General features: G+C 72.7%; 18 protein-coding genes and 4 tRNA genes. 7 read left to right on the top strand and 15 right to left on the bottom strand.

Annotated features, from left to right (window positions below; all coding sequences use genetic code 11):
* The 9 genes from clpX to VG869_06835 all read right to left on the bottom strand — a co-directional run.
* Window positions 1-787 (bottom strand): ATP-dependent Clp protease ATP-binding subunit ClpX (clpX, locus tag VG869_06875; GenBank protein HEV3450910.1); only part of this gene is annotated, 787 nt, incomplete at its 3' end.
* 28 nt (window positions 788-815) lie between these two features.
* On the bottom strand, window positions 816-1,472 hold the full coding sequence (gene clpP, locus VG869_06870) for an ATP-dependent Clp endopeptidase proteolytic subunit ClpP (GenBank protein ID HEV3450909.1): 657 nt from the start codon (window positions 1,470-1,472) through the stop codon (window positions 816-818).
* Entirely contained in the window at window positions 1,469-2,857 is a 1,389-nt protein-coding gene (gene tig, locus VG869_06865; GenBank protein ID HEV3450908.1) for a trigger factor, read from the bottom strand. The genes clpP and tig overlap by 4 nt, the downstream gene beginning before the upstream one ends.
* A 65-nt stretch (window positions 2,858-2,922) precedes the next feature.
* Entirely contained in the window at window positions 2,923-5,349 is a 2,427-nt protein-coding gene (locus tag VG869_06860; GenBank protein HEV3450907.1) for a lysylphosphatidylglycerol synthase transmembrane domain-containing protein, read from the bottom strand.
* 100 nt (window positions 5,350-5,449) lie between these two features.
* The gene (locus VG869_06855) at window positions 5,450-6,811 is read right to left on the bottom strand and encodes a hypothetical protein (protein HEV3450906.1); all 1,362 of its coding nucleotides are present in this window, start codon (window positions 6,809-6,811) and stop codon (window positions 5,450-5,452) included.
* 96 nt (window positions 6,812-6,907) lie between these two features.
* Complete coding sequence (locus tag VG869_06850) at window positions 6,908-7,936, bottom strand: hypothetical protein (GenBank protein HEV3450905.1); 1,029 nt, start codon at window positions 7,934-7,936, stop codon at window positions 6,908-6,910.
* Between the two features lie 43 nt (window positions 7,937-7,979).
* The gene (locus tag VG869_06845; protein HEV3450904.1) at window positions 7,980-8,462 is read right to left on the bottom strand and encodes a phosphate-starvation-inducible PsiE family protein; all 483 of its coding nucleotides are present in this window, start codon (window positions 8,460-8,462) and stop codon (window positions 7,980-7,982) included.
* A gap of 72 nt (window positions 8,463-8,534) precedes the next feature.
* A complete protein-coding gene (locus VG869_06840) occupies window positions 8,535-9,722 on the bottom strand; it encodes a YncE family protein (protein ID HEV3450903.1) in 1,188 nt (395 codons plus the stop codon).
* 218 nt (window positions 9,723-9,940) lie between these two features.
* Complete coding sequence (locus VG869_06835; GenBank protein ID HEV3450902.1) at window positions 9,941-10,384, bottom strand: PDZ domain-containing protein; 444 nt, start codon at window positions 10,382-10,384, stop codon at window positions 9,941-9,943.
* 290 nt (window positions 10,385-10,674) lie between these two features.
* On the opposite strand from VG869_06835, the gene VG869_06830 reads away from it, so the two are divergent.
* The 3 genes from VG869_06830 to VG869_06820 all read left to right on the top strand — a co-directional run bounded on the left by VG869_06830 (window position 10,675) and on the right by VG869_06820 (window position 11,892).
* Entirely contained in the window at window positions 10,675-11,541 is an 867-nt protein-coding gene (locus VG869_06830) for a sugar phosphate isomerase/epimerase (protein ID HEV3450901.1), read from the top strand.
* 69 nt (window positions 11,542-11,610) lie between these two features.
* Window positions 11,611-11,687 (top strand) — tRNA-Pro (locus VG869_06825).
* A 134-nt stretch (window positions 11,688-11,821) separates the two neighbouring features.
* Window positions 11,822-11,892: transfer RNA gene (locus tag VG869_06820), tRNA-Gly, on the top strand.
* Here the strand turns inward: VG869_06820 and VG869_06815 are convergent.
* On the bottom strand, window positions 11,893-12,471 hold the full coding sequence (locus tag VG869_06815; GenBank protein HEV3450900.1) for a TIGR03086 family metal-binding protein: 579 nt from the start codon (window positions 12,469-12,471) through the stop codon (window positions 11,893-11,895). It abuts the tRNA gene before it with no gap.
* Between the two features lie 44 nt (window positions 12,472-12,515).
* Here VG869_06815 and VG869_06810 point away from each other — a divergent pair, with 44 nt between their 5' ends.
* A complete protein-coding gene (locus tag VG869_06810; GenBank protein HEV3450899.1) occupies window positions 12,516-12,887 on the top strand; it encodes a MerR family transcriptional regulator in 372 nt (123 codons plus the stop codon).
* 16 nt (window positions 12,888-12,903) lie between these two features.
* On the opposite strand, the gene VG869_06805 is transcribed toward VG869_06810, so the two are convergent.
* Genes VG869_06805 through VG869_06795 form a run of 3 tightly spaced genes read right to left on the bottom strand, consistent with a single transcriptional unit; the run spans window position 12,904 to window position 15,003 of the window.
* Window positions 12,904-14,379, bottom strand: a complete 1,476-nt coding sequence (locus tag VG869_06805; GenBank protein HEV3450898.1) for an MFS transporter — start codon at window positions 14,377-14,379, stop codon at window positions 12,904-12,906.
* A complete protein-coding gene (locus VG869_06800) occupies window positions 14,376-14,672 on the bottom strand; it encodes a UBP-type zinc finger domain-containing protein (GenBank protein ID HEV3450897.1) in 297 nt (98 codons plus the stop codon). Before VG869_06800 ends, VG869_06805 begins: the two co-directional genes overlap by 4 nt.
* 13 nt (window positions 14,673-14,685) lie before the next feature.
* Window positions 14,686-15,003 carry a hypothetical protein gene (locus tag VG869_06795; GenBank protein ID HEV3450896.1) on the bottom strand — a complete coding sequence of 106 codons (318 nt, stop codon included), beginning with the start codon at window positions 15,001-15,003 and terminating at the stop codon, window positions 14,686-14,688.
* Between the two features lie 58 nt (window positions 15,004-15,061).
* Here VG869_06795 and VG869_06790 point away from each other — a divergent pair, with 58 nt between their 5' ends.
* Together VG869_06790 and VG869_06785 are read left to right on the top strand one after the other, a co-directional pair.
* A complete protein-coding gene (locus tag VG869_06790; GenBank protein HEV3450895.1) occupies window positions 15,062-15,850 on the top strand; it encodes an SDR family oxidoreductase in 789 nt (262 codons plus the stop codon).
* A gap of 254 nt (window positions 15,851-16,104) precedes the next feature.
* Window positions 16,105-16,181 (top strand) — tRNA-His (locus tag VG869_06785).
* Here the strand turns inward: VG869_06785 and VG869_06780 are convergent.
* Both VG869_06780 and VG869_06775 read right to left on the bottom strand, forming a co-directional pair.
* A complete protein-coding gene (locus VG869_06780; protein ID HEV3450894.1) occupies window positions 16,174-16,935 on the bottom strand; it encodes a nucleoside hydrolase in 762 nt (253 codons plus the stop codon). The genes VG869_06785 and VG869_06780 overlap by 8 nt on opposite strands.
* Window positions 16,932-17,852 (bottom strand): TIGR01777 family oxidoreductase, encoded by a 921-nt coding sequence (locus tag VG869_06775; GenBank protein HEV3450893.1) that lies wholly within the window; start codon window positions 17,850-17,852, stop codon window positions 16,932-16,934. The genes VG869_06780 and VG869_06775 overlap by 4 nt, the downstream gene beginning before the upstream one ends.
* 69 nt (window positions 17,853-17,921) lie before the next feature.
* On the opposite strand from VG869_06775, the gene VG869_06770 reads away from it, so the two are divergent.
* Window positions 17,922-17,995, top strand: a tRNA-Lys gene (locus tag VG869_06770).
* Window positions 17,996-17,998 lie beyond the last annotated feature (3 nt).

Raw genomic sequence — 17,998 nt, 5'->3', positions numbered from 1 at the left:
GCGCCGTGTCCCCCTTGTTCAAGGATGCCCTGGTGCAGATTCTGGTCGAGCCGAAGAACGCGCTGTCCCGCCAGTACGAGCGCACGTTCGCACTGGACAACGTGGAGCTCGAGTTCACGCCCGACGCGCTCGAGGCGGTGGTGCCCTCGAGGATCTTCAGCAGCGCCTGCTGCACCCCCTCACCGGAGACGTCGCGGGTGATGGACGGGTTCTCGGCCTTGCGGGCGATCTTGTCGATCTCGTCGATGTAGATGATCCCGGTCTCGGCCTTCTTCACGTCGTAGTCCGCGGCCTGGATGAGCTTGAGGAGGATGTTCTCGACGTCCACGCCGACGTAGCCCGCCTCGGTGAGCGCGGTGGCGTCAGCGATCGCGAACGGCACCTTCAGGAGCCGAGCCAGGGTCTGGGCCAGGAGGGTCTTGCCGCACCCGGTGGGCCCGATGAGCAGGATGTTCGACTTCTGGAGCTCGACCTCGGCGTCGCCGTACGCGCCCGCCTGCACGCGCTTGTAGTGGTTGTACACGGCGACGGAGAGGATCTTCTTGGCCTGGTCCTGGCCGATCACGTAGTCGTTGAGGTACTCGTAGATCTCGCGCGGCTTCGGCAGCTCGTCGAAGCGAACCTCGGAGCTCTGCGAGAGCTCCTCCTCGATGATCTCGTTGCAGAGGTCGATGCACTCGTCGCAGATGTAGACGCCGGGTCCGGCGATGAGCTTCTTGACCTGCTTCTGGCTCTTCCCGCAGAACGAGCACTTCAGGAGGTCGCCCCCGTCCCCGAACTTCGCCACGACGCGCTCCCCCTTCGGCTGGCCGAGCTCAGCTGACTCCGGCGGGGGTCCCCACCGACGCCAGCTCGCGGTTGGTCAGGATCTCGTCGACGATCCCGTAGTCCTTCGCCTCGACGGCGCTCATGATGAAGTCACGGTCGGTGTCGGTTCCGACCTTCTCGACCGGCTGACCGGTGTGGTGGGCCAGGATCTGGTCCAGCAGCTCGCGCATGCGGGTGATCTCCTTGGCCTGGATCTCGATGTCGACGGCCTGGCCGGACGCGCCGCCGTGCGGTTGGTGGATCAGGATGCGCGCGTGCGGGAGCGCGTAGCGCTTGCCCTTGGTGCCGGCGGCCAGCAGCACCGCCGCGGCCGACGCCGCCTGGCCGATGCAGATGGTCTGGATGGCGGGCTTGATGTACTGCATCGTGTCGTAGATCGCCATCAGCGCCGTGATCTCGCCGCCGGGCGAGTTGATGTACAGCGAGATGTCCTTGTCGGGGTCCTCGCTCTCGAGGTGGATGAGCTGGGCCATCAGCAGGTTCGCGACCGCGTCGTCGATCGGCGTGCCGAGGAAGATGATGCGCTCCTTGAGGAGCCGCGAGTACAGGTCGAAGGCCCGCTCGCCGCGGCTGGTCTGCTCGACGACCGTCGGCACCAGGTAGGCGTAGCCGGCGGTGGGGCCGGTCGGGGTTGGCTCGCTCACACGTGCTCCTCTGCGTCAGGGCCGACGGTGGCGGGGGTCTCGGCGTCGGCGGCCGATTCGTCGGGCAGCGTCAGGTCGACCGGTTGGCCGGCCTCGTCGACGACGGTGGCGTGGTCGACCAGGAACTGGAGTGCCTTGCCGCGAGCGATGTCCGAGCGTATCGCCTCCAAGACGCCCCTCCGTTCGAGATCGCGCCGGACCTTGGCCGGCTGCTGCTCGAGACGCTCGGCCAAGCGTTCGACTTCCCGGTCGAGCTCGTCGTCGGTCGCCTCGATGTGCTCGCGGGCGACGACCGCTCGCAACGCCAGGTCGGCGCGCACGGCATCAGTGGCCCCGGCGCGCACACCAGCCACGAACTCGCCCTGATCCTGCTGGGTGGCGGCGAGGTACTCAGGGATCGTGGCGCCCTGGTGCTCGAGGCGATGGGCCAGGTCGTGGAGGCGCCGCTCGGCCTCGCGGTCCACGAGGGCGTCCGGGATCGGGACCTCGACGAGCCCCGCGACCGTTTCGAGCACCTTGTCGCGAACGAGCAGCTGGGCCCGAACTTTCGCGATCGTCTCGAGCCGGGTCCGGGCGTCGGCGCGCAGCGCCTCGATGGTGTCGAACTCGCTCACCTCCGACGCCCACTCGTCGGTGGCCTCGGGCAGCACCTTGCGCTTCGATTCCTTCACGAGCACCTGGAACGAGACCTCGTCGCCAGCCCGCTCGCCGAACCGCTCGGGCAGCGCGTCGTTGAACTTCAGGATCTCGCCCACGCGCTTCCCGCGCAGCTCCTCGTCGAGCTTCGGCACCACGCTGCCCGAGCCGACCTCGTACAGGTAGTCGGTGGCGCTGAGCGCGTCGATGACCTCGTCGTGGACGTAGGCCTTGATGTCGATCTGGGCGTAGTCGCCGTCGGCGAGCGGGCCGCCCTTGTCCTCGAGGTCGGCGAAGCGGTCGCGGAGCGCGTCGACCTGCGCGTCGACGGCCTCGTCGGTGACGCCCGGGCTCGGGATCTCGACCCGAACCTCGTCGGACCCGGGCAGCTCGACCACGGGGCGGACCTCGACGACGGCGTCGAAGCCGACGTCGCCGCTGTCCTCGCCCTTCGTGATGTCGATCTCGGGCGCGGCGATCACGTCGATGTCCTCGGCCTCGACGGCTTGCGCGTAGTACTCGGGGAGCGCGTCGCGCAGCGCCTGCTCGCGAGCGACGTCGCTGCCGAGCCGGGCCTCCAGCAGGGCCCGCGGCGCCTTGCCGGGCCGGAACCCGGGCACCCGGACCTCGCGAGCGAGCTTGCGGAAGGCAGCGTCGACGGCGCGCTCGAAGTCGGCGGCGGGGACCTCGACGCGCAGCCGCACCTTGTTGCCCTCGAGCGGCTCGACCGACGTCGTGAGCGGAGACATACGGAGCCCGCAGGATACCCGTGGGGTTCGCGGACCCCTCGCACCGGCTCCGCGGGCCGGGCCGACTACACGTAGCCGCGGCGCACGAGCCGGGTGGTTTCGAACCAGCCCGGGACCGCGGGCAGGTAGTTCACGACCAGCTGGTTCGTGAGCACGGCCGCGACCGCGACCTCGCTCGGGACGCCGAACGCGATCAGGGCGCCCGACAGGCCGACCGAGCCGACGGCGGCACCGCCGCCGGGGATCGGGATCAGGGAGGCGAGGGTGCCGAGCACGATGTTGGCCGCCAGCAGGGACCAGAACGAGAGCGTGTGCCCGAAGGCGGCCAGGCAGGCCGCGAGGCAGAACCCGTACAGGACCGCGGCGAGCACGTTGCCGCCCACGAGCATCGACAGCCGTCGGGGTGACCGCAGCGCGTCCCAGATCGTGGTGATCGCGCGCTCGATGGGCGGCAGCGCGAAGCGACGGACCTGCGGCACGCCGACGACCACGGCGGCGGCGAGGCCGAGGACGAGCGCCACGATCAGGAGGATCGGCAGCAGGCCGGCGGCGTTGACGTTGCCGAGGTTGAGCCTGTTCGGGGCCAGCCACAGGGCCAAGCCGAGCAGGGCGACCTGGGTCACGATCGCCGCGGCCTGGCTCAGCACCCCGCCGGCGGCGACGGCCGAGGCCAGGTCGACGCCCTGCTTCTGGAGGAACCGGATCTGCACCGCCGTGCCGCCCACGCCCGGGATGGCCAGGTTCGAGAACGACATGGCGACCTGCAGCTCGGTGGTGGGGCCGAGCGGGAGCCGGGTGGGGACGGTGCCGAGCAGCGCCACGGCGTAGGCCAGGTTCGTCGCCATCGAGAGCGCGAAGGCCACGACGAGCCACTGCCAGTGGGCGTGCGCGACCGCGTGGAACAGCTGGCTCGGCTGGCCGATCTGGCTCAGGAGCCCGCCGACGGCGACGAGGGTGCCGACCGCCAGCACGAGGTTGGTCCGGCTGACCCGGTGCAGCTCGAGCAGCTCGGGCTCGCTGCGGTCGATGGCGGCGGCCCCGAGCTGCCGAAGCCGGCGCAGCCGCTCGGAGAGCTCCTTCCGGGAGCGGGCGGCGGCCCGGGTCTCCCGGGACAGCGCCGCCGGCTGCAGGAACCGCAGCGCGAGGAGGATGCCGTCCGGCCCGATGCCCCGCACGGCCGCGTCGACGGCGCGCTGGTCGCCCACCACCCCGGCGGTGGCCGTGAGCAGCTCGGCCACGTCGGCGGCGGCGCGGGCCGGCGCCGCGGTGACCGTGGCCGACCGGAAGTCCACGACCGCCGGTCCGTCGGGGCTCAGCGCAACGTGCTCGGCGTTCAGGACCCCGTGCGACACCCGGGCCCCGTGGAGCGTCGCGACCTGGTGCCACAGGTCGTCGAGGACCGGGTCGGTGACAGCGGCGGGGTCGGCCTCGGCGAGGCGGGGGCCGGCGGGCGGCCGGCCGACGAGGAGCGCCGTGGACGGACCGGCGCTCCCGGCGATGAGCACCTCGGGGGTTCGGACGCCCGCCTCCCGGGCCAGCAGCATCGCGTACGCCTCGTATTGGAGCTGCTGGAGCCGAGTGAGGAAGAAGGTGGGCCCCGAGTCCTTGTAGACCGTGAAGCGCCAGAGCTTGGCGAGGAGCTGGGCGTCGGTCTGGTCTCGGCCGAGCACCTTCACCCCCAGGGGGCCGCCGTCGTCTTCGGCGAGCATGAGCGTCGCCGCCTCGGGTTGGTGGGGTGCGAGGTGCACCCCACGGGCGTCGACGCCGAGCTCGGCGAGCGTCGCCGCGACCTGGGCCACGGTCGGGTGGCCGCCCGGCGAGCCGAAGGCCAGGTGGACGAGGGCGGCCACGGCCCAGCCGAGGACCACGCCGGCGGCGAGGTCGTTCGGGTAGGCGACCCCGAGGTACAGCGCGGCCAGCAGCAGGGCGAGCACGGCGACCTTGCCCACCCTCCGGGAGGGGCGGGTCAGGTACGGCGAGGCCGCGGCGACCACGGCGACGACCAGCGCCAGGCGCGCGTTCGGGAACGACGGGGTGGTGTTGCCGAGGCGGGTGATGGCCGAGAGGCTGCGGCGCAGGCTCTCGTGCTCGACGACGACGAGGCCCACGATCCGGGCCAGGCCCCAGGCGAGGGCGCCCGAGAGGAGCAAGTCGCGGGCGAGGCGCCAGCGGCGGGCGACGAGCGCCGCCGCTCCGACCAGCGCCACGGCCCAGAGCGCGCCGAGCCGGTAGAAGACGGCGAAGAGCGACTGCAGCCCGGCCGGCAGCGAGTTGAAGAACTGGAACACCGTCCGCTCCGTGCGGGTGACGCTGCCGGCGTGCACGGACAGCACCGCCAGCACCACCGCTGCGGTGACGACTCGGATCCAGTCGGTCGTGCGACGGCGATAGGGCTGCTCGGCGGCGGGACCGAACCACCGTCGGCGCGACGACTCGAAGCGGGTGACGACCGTCTGCGGCGAGTCCTGCGGGCGCGTGGTCTGGACGGGCACCAGCCGTTCTCCTCGCTCGCATCGCGGCGGCGGCCGAAGACTAGGACACGGGCGCGCGCCCGACCGGGAGGCCGGGTCCGGCGCGCGCCGCTGGTCCCGCCTAGCTGGTGCTGGCCTTCACGGTCGCGTGGAGCGGTGGCCCGGCGAGCTTGGCGGTGGCGCCGGACTGCACGACGGGACGGACGAGCAGGGCGATGAAGTCGCGCGAGTCGGGGCTCAGGTACCGGTCGTTGGCGTGGAGGCCGTACACCTTCGTGCCGTGCACGCCGTCGGGCCCGGGCTGGTAGGTGTTGAAGCTGACCCAGCTCGGGTTGATGTCGAGCTCCATCGCGCGCTGGACCCCCGCGGCGACGAGGGCGCGGGCGAGGACGGCGGGGGTGATTCCGCCGCCGGCGGCGAACACGAGCGCACCGTGCGCGTCGACGCCGAGCGCCGAGCGCCACGTGTTCGCGCCGCTGATGCTCGCCCCCCACGCCCCCGGGTTGCCCGCCGAGGCCACCGGCGCCCCGCCGTCGACGAGCAGGGTCAGGTTCTGCCGCACGTACGCCACGTCCGGGCCGCCCGACACGTCGCGCCCCCAGACGCCGACGGTGGCCTGCCCGCTGGTGGCCACGACGAGGGACGCGTCCCCGTTCTCCGGCGCGCGCCAGACCGTCCCCCAGCCCACCCAGCCGCCGCGGACGTCACCGAGCTTGAAGCCCGAGTTGAAGGCGGCAGCCAGCGCCGGGCGCTGCGCCGGCGGGACCTGCCCGCCCCAGGGGCCCGGGCTCCCGGGTGGGTCGCTCGTCCCCGCCACGAGCACCGGGTGCAGGAGCTGCGGGTCGAGCCAGGCCAGCCCGACCCCCTCGGCCTGGGCGCCGAAGGTCGACGGGCGGCCGAGCACGGCGCGGCCGATGGGCGACCACGACACGGTCCCGCCGGGGGTCGCAGGCGCGCCCGTCGGCCCGGGCGCTCCCGGCGTCTCGAGCCGGACGCTGCCGGCGGCGTCGAGCACCCGGAGCTGCGCCGACTGCTTGGTGCCGTCGGTGAACGTGACGTCGCAGGGCACCACGCTCCCGGGGTCGGCCACGATCGTGGAGCCGGTCCCGCAGCTGGCGAGTGACGGCAGCGAGCCGTTGGCGATGACGAAGGCGGACGCCGCCTGGGTCGCGAACACGGTCTGCTCGGTGTCGACGGTGACGCGGCCGCGCGGGGCCGGGCGCACGCGCACCCGGAGCGGCGCGGTGGCGGTGCGGACCGAGCAGACAAACGGGCGCTGGTCGCTGACGCCCCGGCACGTCGTCGCCGTCGGCGCCAGCGCGGGGTAGGCCGCGCGTGCCTGCGCGGTGATCGAGCGTTGAAGAGCAACCACGTCCAGCCCGCCCCCGCCCGAGCAGCCGCTCAGCGCGATCGCGGCGACCGGCGCCAGCGCGGTCGACGCCGCGAGGGCCCGGAGCCCCGGGACACGCACGCCCTGTGGCATCGGGCCGGACTCTACGGCCGAGGGGCGCCGACGAGGCCGCGCGCGACCTGACGACGTCGGTCGGGCCGTGCTCCGACGCGTCGCCCGGCCCCCGCATCACTGCTCGAGGGCGGCCACGGTCGGCGCCGACGCCACGAGCGACTGCAGTGCGGCGAGGCCATCCGGCCGGTTCTTCAACGTCGCGTCGAGGAAGTCGACCGTGGCGCGGGCGACAAGGTCGAAGTGCGGGTCGGACGGCTGGGTGAACGGGGGCAGGTGGTTCGCCGCGACGAGGGTGAGCAGCTGGCGGGGGGTCGGGAGGCTCTGACGATCGAAGGCGATGGACGCCGGGTAGGGGTCGTACTGGTCGTGGTCGTCCATGATGTGGAGCACCGGCACGCCGGTGGCGGTGGGCAGGGCGCGGGCGTTGGCGAGGTCGCCCGCCATCGGGATCGCGGCCTTCACGCGGGGATCGTGGCAGCACGACACGAAGGCGAGCTCGTAGGCCAGCACCTCGCCGTCCGAGTGTCCGGTGACCGCGACCTTCGTGGCGTCGACGAGCCCTGCGAGGGGGTCGCCGGGCGTCGCCGCCCGCCGCAGCGCCTCGCCGAGCACGAAGTCGAGGTCGGCGATGTTCGGCGGCCCGTAGTCGGCGTGGCTGGCGCCGCCCGGGGCGTCGCCGTTCAGCAGGGGCAGCGCCGGTGCCACGACGACGTAGCCCGCAGACGCCCAGCGGGCCAGCAGCTCGGCGTAGGTGCCCGGCGTGACCGCGAAGCCGTGCGCGAACACGACGAGCGGGTACGGCCCGTGCGCGAGGTCGGCCGCCGCGTTCGCCACCGGTGCCGCGCCTGCCGCCGTCGACGCCGGGTACCAGACCGAGGTCGCCATCGTGCGCGTCGGGGCGCCCGGCGCTCCACCGTTGGGCGGGGTGGGCCGGCTGGTGTCGACGTATTGGTCGACCCGGGTGCCGACGCCCAGCGTCCCGACCGGGAGCCCAGCGGGGAGCGTCGTCGTCGTGGTGGCCGGCGCGGTGGATGGCGGCGGTGCCGTCGTGGTGGACCGCGCCACGTGCCCCGCGGCTCCCCCGCACGCGGCGAGGGCGACGGTCAGCGGCGCCACGAGCCGCCCTCGGCGCCGCCGGGTCATGGCGCGGGTCTCGCGGTCGTGACCGGTCGAAGCTCCGGCGCGGCTACTCGCCCTCGTCGGCGCTCGACGTCCCGCTGCGCTGGACGAGGACCAGGGCAATCGCGAGGACGAGCGCCACGCCGGCGCTCACACCGAGCTCGATCTGGGCGTGGTTGAACGCCGTGCTCCCGTTCACCGAGCGCGCGCCGACGAGCAGGAGGTGCCGGACGGCCGAGATGATGCCGATGACCAGGAACGGAAGGAGCTGGAACCCGCCGCCCTCGAGGTGGGCCACCAGGGTGCGGAAGATCTCCAGCACGATGACGACGAAGAGAATGCCGCTCACCGCGTTCGTGATCGTCGGCGCGAAGGCGCCGCTGCTGCTCAGCAAGTCGCTGATGGTGTTGTAAAGCCCCGCGATCGCGATCCCGACCAGGCTCAGGGCGAGCGCCAGGTAGACGACGTCCTCGACGCTGGTGAGGAAGCGGATGAGCCGGCGCGGCGTCTCGCGGTCGAGCCGCGCGCGGGCCGGTGGTGTGGCAGCCATCGGAACCAGTCTGGCGGGACGCCAGGACGTCGTCGGGGACCTGCCGCCACCCGGGCCGTGCGGCCGGCCGCCTCAGCGCAGGATGCCGGTGTGGCCGACCGAGTAGCGGCCGGGCTGGGGCCAGACGCACAGGCCGTGGGGCTGGGTGCCCACCGCGATCGTGGTGACGGCGCCGCTGGCGGTGTCGAAGACGTACACGGAGCTGTCGTAGCGCCCGCTGAGCCAGAGCTGGCGGCCGTCGGCGGTGACGTTGCCCATGTCCGGGCTCCCGCCGCCGGGGACGGGCCACGTCGCCGAGACCTGGTTCGTCCTGAGGTCGATGACGCTGACGCTGCCCGGCCCGTGGGGGTGGACGCCCTGGAGGCTCGGGAACCCGCGGTTCGAGACGTAGAGCTTCGTGGCGTCGCGGCTGAAGTAGAGGCCGTGGGAGCCGGTCGCGGTGACGATCGAGCCCGTGAGCGAGAAGGTGTTCGGATCGACGAGGTAGACGCGGCCCGTCGTCATCTCGGCGACATAGAACGTCTTGCCGTCGGGCGAGACCCGGATGTCCTGCGGCATGCCGCTCGCGACGACGGTCAGGTAGCCGACGACCTGCCGATTGACAAGGTCGACCTTGACGAGGCTGCCCTGGAACTCGCAGCTGGCGATCATGAAGTGCCCGTCGATCGTGAAGTCGGCGTGGTTGACACCGGCGCAGTTCGGCGTCGGGATCGAGTACTGCAGCGCCATCGTGTGCGGGTCGCGGAAGTCGAGCCGCTTGAGCGCCTCGGCGACCACGATCGCGGACTTGCCGTCCGGGCTGAAGTACATGTTGTACGGATCCGGGACGCTGACGGACGCGCCGGGCTTGCCGGTCCTCGGGTCGATCGGCGTGAGGCTGCCGATCGGCTGACCCTCGGCGTTGTTCGTCACCCAGAGGGTCTGCAGGTCGTAGGACGGCACGACGTGTTGGGGGTTGCTGCCGACCGGATAGGTGTCGATGACCGTGCGGGTGGCAGGGTCGATCACGGACACGGTGTTCGACAAGAGGTTCGGGACGTAGACGCGTGGGAGGGCGCCCGCCACCGCCGGGCTGAGCATGTTGGTCCCGGCTTGGCTGTACAGGTTGGAGGGATCGATGACCGGCGGCATGCCGGGCACGGTCTGAACGCTGGCCGCCTTGGTCGTGGTGGTCGTCGAGGTGGACGACCGCGTGCTGGTCGACCCACCGCCACCGCTGCAGGCCGCGGCCGCGACGACGGACGCGGCCACGAGGAGCAGGGGGCGGGCACGGGTGTGGCGCGCGCGCGGCGCGCCCCCCGCGCTCGGGGCGCGGCCCGCGCTGCGACCGCTGGTCGACCTGTTCACCGGTACCTCGCTCGCTCCCGGCGCGGTTCGCCGCGGGCCGCGACGCTACCGGTCGGGACTCGGCCTCGGTGATCAGGCTGAAGCGGCCATTGCCGTCGGCCCGACGTGCACGCCTAGGTGCCGGAGCGGTCCTAGCTCGGTGCCGAACGGGTGCCGAGCTTCACCGTCGCCTGCGCCGAGCTGCCGCTGCGCGTGTAGGTGACCGTGATCTGGTCGCCGGGTTGGTGGGCGAAGACCTGCGCTGCGAGCTGCTCGGGCGACGCGACGGCGTTGCCGTCGATGGCGGTGATCACGTCGCCGGCTTTGAGCCCGGCCTGCTCCGCCGGGCTGCCCGACTGCACGGTCTGGATCTGTGCCCCCGACTGGCCACCGGAGGCCACTTGGGTCTGGACGCCGAGGAGCGCCCGGCTGCGCGTGCCTGGGACGAGCGGCCCGTTGCCCGGGCCCTGGAAGCCGCCGGGTCCGCCCGGGAACACGCGACCGATGGGCTGCTCGGCGTGGTCGTGACCGCCCCCGGGGGCGGCGACCCATCCGATTCCGAAGCCCGCCCCCACCAGGACCACGGCGGCGACCACGGCGGCCAACCATCTCGGCACGTGCAGCGGCGCCCGGGCACCGGACGCAGGCGGTGGCGGTGCTGGCGAGGACGGCTGGGTCGGCGCTTCGCCGGTGGCTCCGACCGGTTCGGGTGTCTCGTCGCTCATGTTCGCTCCTTGCTGGGCGACGTCACATGGTCCCAAACCGGACCTGAGACCTCGCTAAGAGCCCCGCCTGGCGCAAGCCCGTGGCTGCGAGTACGGCGCGGGCCGCTCGAGCCGCCCGCGGTGCCTGCTTGCTACGGTCCATCGGCCGAGGGGGACGCATCGTGAGCGGCCGCGACGAGCTGATCGCCAGCTACTACACGCTGGCGGGCGCGCCCGTCGGTCAGCCCCCTCGGTTCCCCTTCGAGGAACGGGTGGCGGCGGCGGCCGAGGCCGGGTTCGTCGGTGTCGGGCTCCTCGCCGACGACTACGCCGCGATGCGGGCGGCCGGGACCTCCGACGCCGAGCTGCGGCGCGTCCTCGACGATCACGGGATCGCCGTCCTCGAGGTGGAGTTCCACTACGACTGGGCCGAGGACGGCGACCGCGGCCGCCAGGCCTCGGAGCGCGAGGCGACGCTGCTGGCGATGGCTGACGTCTTCGCGCCCGACCACGTCAACGTCGGAGACCTCAACGCCCCCGGATCCGGCCCGCCGGCCGCCCTGGTCACGGAGCGATTCGGGCAGCTGTGCGACCGGGCCGCCGAGCACGGCATTCGAGTCGCGTTCGAGTTCCTCCCCTGGTCCGCGTTCCCGGACCTCCGGTCGGCGTGGGACGTCGTTCGCCGCGCCGCGCGCCCGAACGGCGGCGTGCTCGTCGACGCGTGGCACTACTTCCGCGGCACACCCGACCCACAGCTGTTGCGGTCGATTCCGCCCGAGCACCTCGTCGGGGTGCAGCTCGACGACGCCGACCCGCAGCCGGTCGGACCACTGTTCGAGGACACCATGTTCCGACGCCGTCTCCCGGGCGACGGCGCATTCGATCTGACTGGGTTGGTCCGCGCGCTCGACGAGACCGGCGTGGACGTCCCGTACTCGGTCGAGATCATGTCGACCACGGAGCAGGCCCGTCCCGTGCGCGACGCCGCGGCGCGCGCCTATCGGGCGGCGCGGTCGGTCCTCAGCCATGCTCGGTCCGCCCCACGGTGACCGATCGTGCGGCCTGCGTGCACGTCGCTCGGTGCCGGCGCTCGGGGGACCGATACGCTGTCGAGCGCCCGGGGAGTAGCTCAGCTCGGCAGAGCTCCTGCTTTGGGGGCAGGCGGTCGGGGGTTCAAATCCCCCCTCCCCGACCACGCGGCTTCGGCCGCCGCGTGCCCGGAGCGAACGTCGCGACGCCGGGCCGTCGGCGCGTGGATCAGATGGCGAGTCGCAACCGGGCCGGCCAGACTGTGACCGACGCGGACCGCCTCACGCGGGGGGTTCGAGCGCGGCGGTAGCTCAACGGCAGAGCCTCGCCCTTCCAAGGCGATGACGCGGGTTCGATTCCCGTCCGCCGCTCTAGCGGGCCGCCCGGTTCGGGCCCGGCGCGGCGCGCCACCCCGGATCCCGTCCGACGAGCCCCAGCAGACGGTCCTCGATGTCGGCCCCGGACGGGACTGCGACGGCGGGCCCGAAGAGGTCGGAGCGGTCACCGGGTGCGCCCGAGCCGGCCAGCTCTCGGTAGCTCAGCTCGCACAGCTCCGGGTCGAGTCGCGCCGGCGCGCCGACGGCGCGGGCCAGGTCCCAGGTGTGGATCAGGGTGTCAGTCGCGAGAGCTGCGAGCACCTCGGCCGGCGAGCGGCGGACCCCGTCGAAGTACTCGGCGTCGTCGCCGAGCCGTTCCGGATCGGCCAGCACGCGCCGAATGCCAGCCTCGGTCGCGAGCCACCGCGCCTCCGGGCCGTGGCGCGGTCGATGGGCTCGAACCCCGAGCGGGCGCAGGAGGAGGAACTCGTGGAAGCCGATCACGTGCTCGACGACCGCCCGGGCGTCCCACTCGGGGCACGGCGTCGGGCGACCCCAGCGCTCAGCGCCGACGCACTCGACGACCGCCGTGAAGCCGGCCACGGCCCGGCCGTGCCGCTCGATCGGGTCCACGGGCCCGGCTCCCCTTCTGCCATCGATCGATGTAACGTCAATCTATGGCGCAAACGCCGGCCTTGCGAATCGAGGGAGCGGCCCAGGTCACGGGCCTCAGCACCCGGAACATCCGCGCCTATCAGTCCCTCGGCTTGGTGCCGCCGCCGCAGCTCGAGGGCCGAGTGGGCCGCTACGGCGCCGAGCACCTCGCCCGACTGCGGACGATCCGCCGGCTGCAAGACCAGGGCTTCTCGTTGGCGGGGATCCGGGCGCTCTTCGAGGCCCACGATCGCGGCCTGAGCCTGACCGCGCTGCTCGGGCTCCCGCCGTCGCTCGGCGAGGGCTCGCCCGGGTCCGTCCCCTCCGGTCGGCTCCAGCTGGCGCTGGTGCCGGGCCCGCTGGCGCCGAGCCTCCTCGACGCGCCCCGGAACTGACGGCGTCGCCCCCCGGTCAGGCCGCGGGCGCCTCACGCAGGCCGGGGTCCTGGCACGCCACCGAGGGGACGTGGGGAATGGAGGCCACCGGCGCCGCCCGCCGGATGGTGAGGAACGAGACCAGCCCGCCCACCGCCGCCAGCGCGCCGGCGATGACCATGGCTCGGCCGAAGCCGTGGGCGAGGTCGAGGCGCCCGCCGGCACCGGCGAGGCCGGCTACCGCCGGGAGCACCGCGATCGCGAGGAGGCCGGCGATGCGGGAGACCGCGTTGTTGATCGCCGAGCCGATGCCCGCGTGATCGTCGTCGATCGCGCCCAGGACCGCGGCGGTGAGCGGCGCCACGGTGATCGTGAGGCCGACGCCGAGCACGACGGCGGCCGGCAGGACGTCGGTCCAGTAGGAGGACCCGGTCCCGACCCGGGCCAGCAGCGCGGTCCCGACGCCGACCACGATCGGTCCGACGCTCATCGGGAGGCGCGGCCCGATCCGTTGCGCGAGCGCGCCGACGCGAGCCGAGAACGCGAGCATCAGCACCGTCACCGGCAGCAGCGCGGCCCCGGCCTCGAGGGCTGAGTACCCGAGGTCGGTTTGCAGATGGACGACGAGCAGGAAAGTGACCGAGCCGAGGGCCCCGTAGACCAGGAAGGTCACGGCGTTGGCGCCCGAGAACTGCCGTGACCGGAAGACGGCCAGCGGGACCATCGGGTGCGACGACCGCGCCTCCACGACGCCGAACGTCGCGAGGGCCAGGGCCCCGGCGATCCCCACGCCGAGGGTCGAGGGCGTCCAGCCGTTGCCCGGCCCCTCGATGAGCGCGTCCACGACGCCCGCGAGGCCGAGCGCGAGCACGATGCCGCCGAGGTAGTCGACGCGGTGATCAGCGGTGTCCTCCGCCGTCTCGGGGACGTGACGCCGCGCCAGCAGCACGGTCAGGGCGACGATCGGCGGGTTGATGAGGAACACGAGTCGCCACGAGAAGGAGTCGATGAGCCATCCGCCGAGGAACGGGCCGATCGCGGTCGAGACCCCGGCGAGGCCGCTCCACGCCCCGATCGCGGCCCCACGGTCCTCGGGGCGGAAGGAGGCGGAGATGATGGCCAGGCTGCCGGGGACGAGCAGCGCGGCCGCCATCCCCTGGAGGGCGCGGGCGGCGATGAGGGTCTCGATGGACGGAGCCGCGCCGCTCAACAGCGAGGTCACGCCGAAGCCGACGAGGCCGATGATGAAGATCCGTCGCCGACCGAACAGGTCGCCGAGGGACCCTCCGATCACGAGTAAGGCGCCCAACGTCAGGAGGTAGCTGGTCACCACCCACTGGAGGTCGGCCAGGCCGGCACCGAAGTCTCGCGAGATCGCGGGGAGGGCGGCGTTGACGACGGTGCCGTCGATGAAGGCGACGGCCGACCCGAGGACCGAGGTCGCGATCAGCCAGCGGCCGCGGGTGCTATGGAGGCGGATGGCGGGGTGGAGGCTTTGGTCCCCCGCGCTCACGGGTGGGACGGGCCCGCGGGGCGGCCCGGCACGTCGAACATGAGCTCGTCGACGTAGCACCAGAACCAGTCCTCGCCGGGCTCAAAGGACTGGATGAGTGGGTGTTGGGTGTCGTGGAAGTGCTTCGTCGCGTGACGATTCGGCGAGTTGTCGCAGCAGCCAATGTGGCCGCACTCGATGCAACGTCGCAGGTGCACCCAGGTCGAGCCGATGAGGGTGCACTCGTAGCACCCCGGGCCGGTCGGTGCTGCTTCGATCGTGAGGTCTTCGAGGTGGGTGCAGGTTTCCGCCACGGGGTGCTCCTCTTCAGCGGGTTCGGAAGCGCGAGTCCAGCATCACGAGTCGATCGGTGAGCTCGGGATCGGCGCCCGGGCCGAAGGCTGACACCAGGGTGCCGCCGGCGTCGCAGGTGGGGCAGCGCAGCGCGTACACGACGGCCTCCTCGTCCGGGTCGCTGGGACCCTCGAAGCGGTAGACGCGCACGACCTCGGCCTTCTCGAGGGTTCGGCTCTGGCGGCAGGAGCTGCAGCGGATCCCGTCGGCCGTGAGCGTGAACGACGCCTCGAACCCTTCGGCGGCGAGGAGCCGCACCGCGTCCAGGACCGTCGCCGGCTCGTCGCTCATCGGCGCGACCCTACCGGCGGCCACGGGCGCGAGCGGCGGGCTGGATACGGTCTGGCCCGTGATCCTCGACCGCTTTCAACTCGACGGGCGGGCCGCGATCGTGACCGGCGCCGGCCGGGGGCTCGGCGCCGGCTCCGCCCGGGCCCTGGCCGAGGCCGGCGCCGACGTGGCGCTCATCGCCCGGACGAAGGAGCAGCTGGAGGAGGTCGCGGCGGACGTCCGCGCCTTCCGGCGCCGAGCGCTGGTGTTCCCCGGCGACGTCAACGATCTCGCGGTCGTCGACCGCCTCGTGGAGGCGACGGTGGGCGAGTTCGGCCGCCTCGACGTGGTCGTGAACAACGCCGGCGGCGCCATGCCGGGTCCGTTCCTCGACACCTCGGTGCGGACCTTCGAGCAGGCCCTGCACTTCAACGTCACGACGGCGTTCGCCCTGACCCAGGCCGCCCTGCCTCATCTCCTCGTCGGTGGCGGCGGCTCGGTCGTGAACATCAGCTCGGCGATGGGCCGCCTGCGGGATCGCGGCTACGCCGCGTACGGCACGGCCAAGGCTGCGTTGACCCACCTGACCCGGCTCCTCGCCGCCGACTGTGCGCCGCGGGTGCGCGTCAACGCCATCGCCGTCGGCTCGGTCGCCACCTCGGCCCTCGACATCGTGCTGACCAACGATGCGCTCCGCAGTGAGATGGTCGAGCGCACACCCCTTCGAAGACTCGGCGAGGTCGACGACATCGCCATCGGCGTCCTCTATCTCGCGTCGGACGCGTCGAGCTTCGTCACCGGGAAGGTGCTCGAGATCGACGGCGGCATCGAAGCTCCGAACTTGAACCTCGGTCTGCCCGATCTCTGAGCCGGGCAGTAGCTTTCACCGCCGGCACCGATCGAGCGTCCGTAGCTCAGCTGGACCGAGCAAGAATTTCTCTCATCCGTTGGTCGGGGGTTGGAATCCCTCGGGCGCGCGCACCCGTCGTCGCGCACGCAGCGGCGGTCGAAGCTCCCGCGGTCTCCGTTGGTCCGCGCGGTATCCTTCGAAGCCCGCCGTCGATCGGCGCGAGCGGCATCGGCGCCACGGCGGGTCGGCGGCTTTCGCTGCCGGTGCTCATGGTGGCCGTAGCTCAGTTGGCTAGAGCGCCGGGTTGTGGTCCCGGAGGTCGGGGGTTCGAAACCCCTCGGTCACCCCACCGATCGGGCGATGAGCCCGAGGATCTCTCCGATCGCGCGTGGCGCGTCGGCCGCTCGAACGACCTTCGCTACCGTGCCGTCCATCGCCTCGACGAGTCGGCCATCCGGCTCAATCGCGAGCCGCAGCGGCTCGACCTGGACGACCGACGGATCGACCAGCGTCTCGAGCGCGAGCGGGTCGTGGAGGAACACGGCTCGCTCCTCGCTCGCGACGCCGGCGTCGCGTTGGAGGTCCAGGAAGGCCCGGACACTGGGCTCGAGGACCGGGGCCGCAGTGAGCAGGCGACCGAGCTGCGCAGCGCTGAGACGCATCGAGAGCGTGACGTCGAGCGGGACGATCATCGGGGCGCAGCACTCGAGCACGCGCGCCGCCGCGGCCGGGTCCCGGGAGAAGTTGTGCTCGACCGGCATCGAGGCACCCCAGTGGCGCACGGTCCCGAGCACGCCGCCCATCAACGTGACGACCGGGAGGGCGACCCCGGCCTCCGCCAGGGCCGCCACGTTCGTGAGCGGGCCGATGGCGAGCAGCGCGTCCGGCGCCGCGAGCGTCAGTGCCCTTCCGAGGTCGGGGTCGTCGCCTCGATAGACCGGGGCGTCGACGAGGGTCCGCGCGACCCGCGTCCTCCGGTCGAGGTCGCCGTCGACGGTGCTGACGCCGACGACCTCGATGTCGGGGTGCGCCATGGCGAAGAGCAGGGCGATGGCGTCATCGGGGTCGTCACCGACGTCGGTGTCGATCCAGAGCCGAATCATGCCGCTCGTCGCCCGCGACCATCGATGACGGCCGAGAGCGCGCCCTCAAGCGTCGGGAGCGTGAACTCGAAGCCGGCCGCCGCGAGCGCGTCGGGGAGGGCCCGCTGACTCCCCAGGAGCAGCGTCTCGACGAGCTCGGACCCGTAGAGCGCGCGTAGCGGAGCGAGCGGGGTCGGGAGGAGCGTCGGTCGGTGCAGCACGCGACCGAGCGTGGCTGTGAACTCGGCGTTCGTGACCGGTTTCGGCGCAGTGAGGTTGGCCGGCCCGGCGAGGGCGGGGTGGTCGAGCGCGTACAGGATCGCCGCGACCTCATCGACCAGCGAGATCCAGCTCAGATACTGGCGACCCGACCCGAGGCGGCCGCCGAGCCCGAATCGGAACGCCGGCAGCACGCGCTGCAGCATGCCGCCGCGTCCGAGCACGATGCCGGTCCGGATCGTGACGAGCCGGATCCCAGCGTCACGGACCGGCTGGGCCGCCTCCTCCCATTCCACGCACAGCCGGGCGGCGAAGTCGTCGCCGGCGCCGGCAGCCTCGGTGAGCAGGTCGGCCCCGCGGTCGCCGTAGTAGCCGACGGCGGAGCTGGAGACCAACACCGTCGGTTTGCGTCCGAGTCCGGCCAGCGCGGACGCCAGCAGGTGCGTGCCCCGGGTTCGGCTCTCAACCACCAGCGCCTTCCGCGCCGGGGTCCAGCGACGGTCGCCGATCCCCGCCCCAGCGAGGTGGACCGCGGCGCCAATCCCCTCGAGGGCGGCCGAATCGACGGTGCCCGCCTCTGGGTCCCAGGCGATCGCGTCGACCCCGGTCGGCACGTTGCCTCCTCGCAGCGCAGCGACGGGACGATGCCCGGCGGCAGCGAGCGCCGTCGTCAGCGCGGAGCCGATGAAGCCGCTCGCGCCAGTGACCAGCACCTCCACGAACGTGCACGGTAGGCCGCCCTGTTGCTCACAGCACGACTCAACTCCACGGATACGATGAGCTGTTGGGCGCCCCTAGCTCAACTGGTTAGAGCAAGTGACTCTTAATCACTAGGTTCAGGGTTCGAGTCCCTGGGGGCGTACAA

It is taken from the genome of Acidimicrobiia bacterium (assembly GCA_035948415.1).
Classification (GTDB): Bacteria; Actinomycetota; Acidimicrobiia; order IMCC26256; family PALSA-555; genus PALSA-555.
This window is presented reverse-complemented; position numbering and strand designations above follow the sequence as displayed.

Coding starts and splice junctions, on each gene's coding strand:
- VG869_06795 (HEV3450896.1), bottom strand. CDS start 15,003: ATGAGCGACGAGCCGGCGACGGTCCTGGACGCGGTGCGGCTCCTCGCC.
- VG869_06850 (HEV3450905.1), bottom strand. CDS start 7,936: ATGACCCGGCGGCGCCGAGGGCGGCTCGTGGCGCCGCTGACCGTCGCC.
- VG869_06845 (HEV3450904.1), bottom strand. CDS start 8,462: ATGGCTGCCACACCACCGGCCCGCGCGCGGCTCGACCGCGAGACGCCG.
- tig (HEV3450908.1), bottom strand. CDS start 2,857: ATGTCTCCGCTCACGACGTCGGTCGAGCCGCTCGAGGGCAACAAGGTG.
- VG869_06855 (HEV3450906.1), bottom strand. CDS start 6,811: ATGCCACAGGGCGTGCGTGTCCCGGGGCTCCGGGCCCTCGCGGCGTCG.
- VG869_06780 (HEV3450894.1), bottom strand. CDS start 16,935: ATGATTCGGCTCTGGATCGACACCGACGTCGGTGACGACCCCGATGAC.
- VG869_06810 (HEV3450899.1), top strand. CDS start 12,516: ATGGCGCAAACGCCGGCCTTGCGAATCGAGGGAGCGGCCCAGGTCACG.